This window comes from Piscirickettsia litoralis (assembly GCF_001720395.1).
In the GTDB taxonomy this organism is placed as follows: Bacteria; Pseudomonadota; Gammaproteobacteria; order Piscirickettsiales; family Piscirickettsiaceae; genus Piscirickettsia; species Piscirickettsia litoralis.
Map to the genome: position 1 here is coordinate 200,322 of NZ_MDTU01000002.1, position 5,606 is coordinate 205,927.

A 5,606-nucleotide genomic window follows, 5' to 3' on the forward strand; every position below is an offset into this window, starting at 1 on the left:
GTACTTGTCGAAATAGCTGGCGACAGACTCAGGAACGAACTCATGAAGTCGATGAATTGAGAATTTAAAGCAGTGACTGAGGCGTTCCGATTCTTGTGGCCAGTAATCGGCACAATGACCTCATAGCTGCGATAACAGACACCTTTTTCTGTGTTCTTTGGTATTATGAAATTAATGTGATGGTGCCGTTTAAACTTTTCAATATCCGGTATTGGTAGGTATCTGATCGAGTGCCCAAATAGGCTCTTACGTTTTAGAGTGTTAGATTGTTCTGATAACATTTTATAAATATCAGTGTAAAAATGCTTAATACTAACATTACTAAGGGCAATGGACTTGGGTGATTTGTAATTAATACACCCATGAAGACACTAGTCAGTGCTGCGGCACTAAAGCGAAAAATACCGATCAAAGCAGAAGTGATCCCAGTGTAGTGAACAACGTGTTTTAAAGCCAAAGACATTAATAATGGCATTAATAAACCGACAAAGAATGTAATAATAAATGATGGTAGAATCATATTTAATATCTGAGTTGGGTTAACCGAGAGTAAGATCGACATAACAATTGCTGTTACAGTTGACCCTATTGCGCCAAGACACATAATTTTTGGGTCTGACAGTGATTTTTTGAGTTTGTTTAATGTAAAACTACCTAAAATAAGTGAGAAGGCATTAAATGCGAATAAATAACCAAACTGTACTGCTGAAACTTTATAAATATTAATATAGATAAAAGGAGATGAGGAAATAAAGGCAAACATAATACAAAAATTAGTACTGACGGCGGCAGTAATTACTAAAAAAGGTTTGCATTTTATTTGTTCTATATATGCGCAAGCGAGTTTATTTATGGGTAAGGGCTTACGTGCTATTTTAGGGTGACTCTCTTTAATTAATAGCATCGTTAGTATTAATAATAAGCCGTATGCTGCGAGAAAATAAAAGTTTGATTGCCAATGAAAATGGACAAGCAAGTAACTGCCTATCACGGGGGCAACCATCGGGGCGAGTGTCATAATTGTCACCATAAAGCTCAACATTTTGGTCATGCGATTATGTTCAGTAAAAATATCTTTGACCATTGCCATCGCAATGACAACGCCTGAACAGGCACCTAATGCCTGGAGCAACCTGAAAATGATCAACTGGGTAATATTCGTTGAAAATGCACATAATATAGATGCGATAAGATAAATGGTAATACCGATGATTACAGCAGGCTTACGACCTATTTTATCGGACAGCGGTCCCCAAAATAATTGACCGAGAGCAAAGCCAATAAAAAACAACGATAAGGTAAGTTGTAATAGTGTAGATGTTGATTGAAATTGCTTTGCAATCACTGGCATAGATGCAAGATAAATATCGGTTGAAAAAGGTGTAATTGCTGCTAATAATGATAAGTAAACAATAAGTCCAGAAGTTCTTAGTTTGGATATTTGCATAGTTTAGACGACTCCACAGCTTTTATATTACAATGAAATTAAAATACATAATGAATAATCGCCACTTGTTAATATATCGAAGAAGCAATCGTTTAGTTTACATTGAATATGTATCAGATTAGGCGACAGTTTTATAGCTTGTTCCGCCCTTTTTTTTAATCGCCCTCCGTCATATGAAGTGTAACGCTGATTATTGGCAATATTAACATCAAAACCTGAAAAGTTGTCGCTTATCGCAGCTATGAGGTCATTGGGCCACATTAAAAATTAAACACGAGGCAAATCGGTAGAAAATTGCTAATGCATTTGAGAGAAAATTGTGAATGAATAGCTATAGGGTGATTTATACATAAGGTTGTTTTCATTCATGATTGTTTCCGATAGGTCGAGGTGAGTTGTTGCTGTTTTAAATGATAGCAGGTTGGGCAGCCAGTATTGCGTGAGGTTCGTGCATCAATTCTAGCTCGCCATTCATGCCCGTAAGGACATTTCCACCATGCGTATTTTTTTGATCCTCTACTGACTTCATAAGGGGTGAAGGCGTTTCGATCATAATTCCATTCGTCAGCAATCTCAGGGTGAAGCAAGGCCAGCGAATTAAAACTTGCTTTTGTTTTACGGTTTGTGCAGTAGGGGCAGCCCATGCCTAGCGTTCGACGATATACCGGAGCTTGCCAGGAATGTCCCTGAGCACACCGCCACGTGGCGGCGTAGCGGCTGTGAGCGGCAACCTGATTAGGTGACTGATCATTATTAAAGTCCCACTGCGATGCAAGTTCAGGATAGGTTTCTGCCAGTGTGTCAAATCGACAGTGTGGACAATGACGCACTTTATAGACTCGATGGCAAATGGTGGTTTGCCATTCGTGACCGCGCTCACACAACCACCATGCTTTATGGTTTGAGGAGACAGAAACGGAATGAAGTGATATTTTTTTGTTTTTTGTAGGATGCCATTGTTGTTGTAATAAGTCAGGTAATGGTTTGGACTTCACTGCAAGAGAACAACTGTTTTTGATTACTAAGTGAGTTGACTATACCACTATTGGAGAAAAGGATAAAGCCAGCAGGGGTGGCTCTAGCGCTATTGATTGACGCGTTCTTTCAAGGTTTTACCAGCTTTGAAATTGACCGAGTTTGAAGCTTTAATGATTATCGGTTTGCCGTTGGAAGGGTTCGTCCCTTGTCGTTCAGGTCGATGCTTCACTTCAAAGTTGCCAAAGCCGGTGAGGGTGATTTTATTCCCTTGTTGAAGATTAGTTTCAATGCACCCAAATACAGAATCTATAGCTTTAGTGGCTTCCTTGACTGATGCATAGTGGTTGGTTTCCACTAAGTTTTTTGCAAGATCCGTTTTACCCATCGGTTTTTTGTTATCACTCATCAATTTACCTTACTTTCTTTTTGTGATACCCAGCTAAAAAATTATCTGATTCTATGCATTATGTAAAGTCACGATTCATATTTAAATCCGGTCACGCCTCGAAAGAAGGCTTTTACTTGTTGATCAAGAACTGAGCAATACTCTTAAAAGAAAAATTATCTTGCCATAAGAGCATATGGCTTCCATGAAACATGGTTAAGCGTGCATTTGGAATTTGATTTAGCAAAGATAATTGATTATTAATCGGTGCGGTTTTATCAAAGTGTCCGCCACATATATAAGTTTCCACATCTATAGCCGACAACCGCTCATATGTATCGTGGTGCTTTCGTGCACTAATTTGGCGTGAGCTAAACAAAGCGTTATTTGGGTTTGCTCTGCTCATTTTAAATACTTTGTAATATGCAGAAAATTGCTGATGGTATTTTTGTGTGTTAGCTTCCTTCCAACCTTCACTCTCAAGCCTAGTATCGCTACATTGCACCCAAAAATGTGCTTTTTCCTCATCATTCATTGCTGATATATCATGCTCATGATAAGGAAATGAAGAACCTCCTGCTCCTCCAGAGCTTGTTACAATAAGGACTAGCTTTTTAACACAAGCGCTAAAGTTAAGGGCAAACTCCTGCGCAACCATTCCCCCAAACGATTCCCCAAGAATATAAGCATCACTCCAACCTAGAGCATCCATTAGCTTTTTCATATCTTCTGCGTAATCAAGCATCGTCGGCTGTTCATTAGGAGAGTTGGATTGACCAATACCGCGTGGATCAAAGCTTAACACTTCAAAGTGCTCAACAAGCAAGCTATCAAATACATTTCGGGGTGTGACCGGATTCGTGTAATAAACCCCCATAAGCACTTTTAAACACCCCTTAAGCTATTGTGGGGCAATGCTTTAGGCGAAATTGCTTTAAATTTTCACATGTACGAAAAACATTTGTTTTACGACACCCCTCAAGAGAGGCTTAAATAAGCGCTAATATTGGGTGTATTTGTATACGAAAATCACTGACGGGTTTTGATTTGTCTGGAAACTATAAGTTAATAGGGTTTTCACACATTATTTTTAATGCTAATGCTCCCAACTCGTTGAAGTTCTAAGTATTAAGCACACTTTTAGTTTCCTTGTGGGGGGTTTATTACACGAATCCGGTCACACCCCGATAGTCAGCTTAAGACGGTGGAGGCTTAGGAATAGCGTAACCATTAGGAATTAAATACACACCGATAATGTCGCCCGCTTCATTTGCAGACTCAATCGCCTTACCGATGGCTGTATCGCCTTCACCAGCTTGTGCGATTTGACCGTTGGTTGAGACTTTTACATAGTTTCCGGCGGTAATTGCTGCACTGGCAATCATTTTTGCAATGCCTGTGATCATGACATCACACACCGCGCCTTGCTCTGGATTATTCTGTAAAACGCCATCAGAAAGACCACCTGCGGTCGCAAGTGCGTAGCCCGTTTTAGTGTAATTTACTGCGGCAAAACGATAGTCGCTTAAATCAGTCGCCGCAGGAAGCACACCGATGTTATAGCCTTTTAAAAACATAAAGACTCCTGAAAGTATTAATTGAAATTGAGGAGGGAGTAAGAAGTAGAGAGAAGAGTTAGCTTTCGAGGGGTAAAACTTTGCTCATTTCTGCGTACATGCTTTCGTCCATGTTTGCAATAATCGCTTCATCTTCGCAAACGCCATCGCTTACAGACTTCTTCACTTTCGCTTGGAACTGCCCTTGCTTGCCTGTTAATTTAGCCTCGCCTGAGAAGCCCTGTGCCTGGAAAAGTCCTTTTTGTTCTGCTTTGTAGACATTTGACGCTCGTTCTAACGCCTGAACTGTGTTTGCGTAGGTGTCAGGGTGATTATCATGTAAGTTCATGAGTGTTTTAGCGTCTATCTCTTGACCGCATGCACTAAACTCTTTTGCTTTGGCCTCAAAGGTTGCAAGTCTGCGCTCATTATCACGGTCTTGTAGCTGCTTAATCATTGCGCTTTGGTTTTGGATAAGGGCTTTAAAAGAGCTAACATCATCAAGCTTTTCTTCGGTTTTAGGTTTTATATCCGGCTGTTGCATAGAAGCCAAAAAATGCCTTTGTTTCCTCATCATCTTTCAATTCTTCAAGCAGTGCTTTAAATTCTGCAAATTTACCCATAGGTTTTGTTTCCTCTTGTTTAGGTGGGTTAAGTAGGGCTTGTGGAACATTTTTATATCCGAACTCGTCAGGGTTTATTGAAGCTTGGATGTTAGAATCGCCAACAATCTCATCAGCAAAACCAAGCTCTTTCGCTTTTTTTGAGTCCATCCAGAACTCTTTATCAAGCATGGCATCAATCTCATCATTGGAGAGGCCCGTTTTTGCTTGATAGCCTTCGATCATAATTTCGCTCATGCCTTGGAGCGTTTTAGCGGTTTGCACCATTTCCTTTGCATTGCCTTGCATGGCTTTCATCGGATGATGGATCATCATCATGGCATTTTTGGCCATCTTAGTTTTACTTGCAGATACGGCAATTAAGCTCGCCATAGACGCAGCCACCCCCTCGACGGTCGCAATGCAACGGCTATCAAGCTCTTTAATGCAATTAATCATTGCTGCACCTTCGGTAACACTGCCACCTGGGGAATTGATGCGAATATTGACCGTGTGATCTTCTGGAATGGATTTTATCTTATTGACAAACTCGACGGCATCGCCTGACATGATGGGATGATAAACCATGACATCAGTTTGATTTGCTTGGGCTAGGAATTGAAAGCGTTTGTACATTT

General features: G+C 40.3%; 7 protein-coding genes. All 7 read right to left on the reverse strand.

Going from position 1 to position 5,606, the window contains the following annotated elements; translation table 11 throughout:
* Window positions 1–253: 253 nt before the first annotated feature.
* Window positions 254–1,447, reverse strand: coding sequence for a multidrug effflux MFS transporter (locus BGC07_RS15995; protein WP_069314065.1), 1,194 nt, complete (start codon window positions 1,445–1,447; stop codon window positions 254–256).
* A gap of 365 nt (window positions 1,448–1,812) precedes the next feature.
* Window positions 1,813–2,442 carry a zinc-ribbon domain-containing protein gene (locus tag BGC07_RS16000; RefSeq protein WP_077217002.1) on the reverse strand — a complete coding sequence of 210 codons (630 nt, stop codon included), beginning with the start codon at window positions 2,440–2,442 and terminating at the stop codon, window positions 1,813–1,815.
* Between the two features lie 89 nt (window positions 2,443–2,531).
* Window positions 2,532–2,831, reverse strand: coding sequence for an HU family DNA-binding protein (locus BGC07_RS16005; RefSeq protein WP_077217003.1), 300 nt, complete (start codon window positions 2,829–2,831; stop codon window positions 2,532–2,534).
* 112 nt (window positions 2,832–2,943) lie between these two features.
* Window positions 2,944–3,687: an alpha/beta fold hydrolase gene (locus BGC07_RS16010; protein ID WP_069314067.1), complete on the reverse strand. Its 744-nt coding sequence runs from the start codon at window positions 3,685–3,687 to the stop codon at window positions 2,944–2,946.
* Window positions 3,688–4,006: 319 nt separating this feature from the next.
* A complete protein-coding gene (locus BGC07_RS16015) occupies window positions 4,007–4,387 on the reverse strand; it encodes a capsid cement protein (RefSeq protein ID WP_069314068.1) in 381 nt (126 codons plus the stop codon).
* 58 nt (window positions 4,388–4,445) lie between these two features.
* Window positions 4,446–4,910 (reverse strand): hypothetical protein, encoded by a 465-nt coding sequence (locus tag BGC07_RS16020; RefSeq protein WP_069314069.1) that lies wholly within the window; start codon window positions 4,908–4,910, stop codon window positions 4,446–4,448.
* Window positions 4,885–5,606 (reverse strand): head maturation protease, ClpP-related (locus BGC07_RS16025; protein WP_069314070.1); only part of this gene is annotated, 722 nt, incomplete at its 5' end. The genes BGC07_RS16020 and BGC07_RS16025, both read right to left, overlap by 26 nt.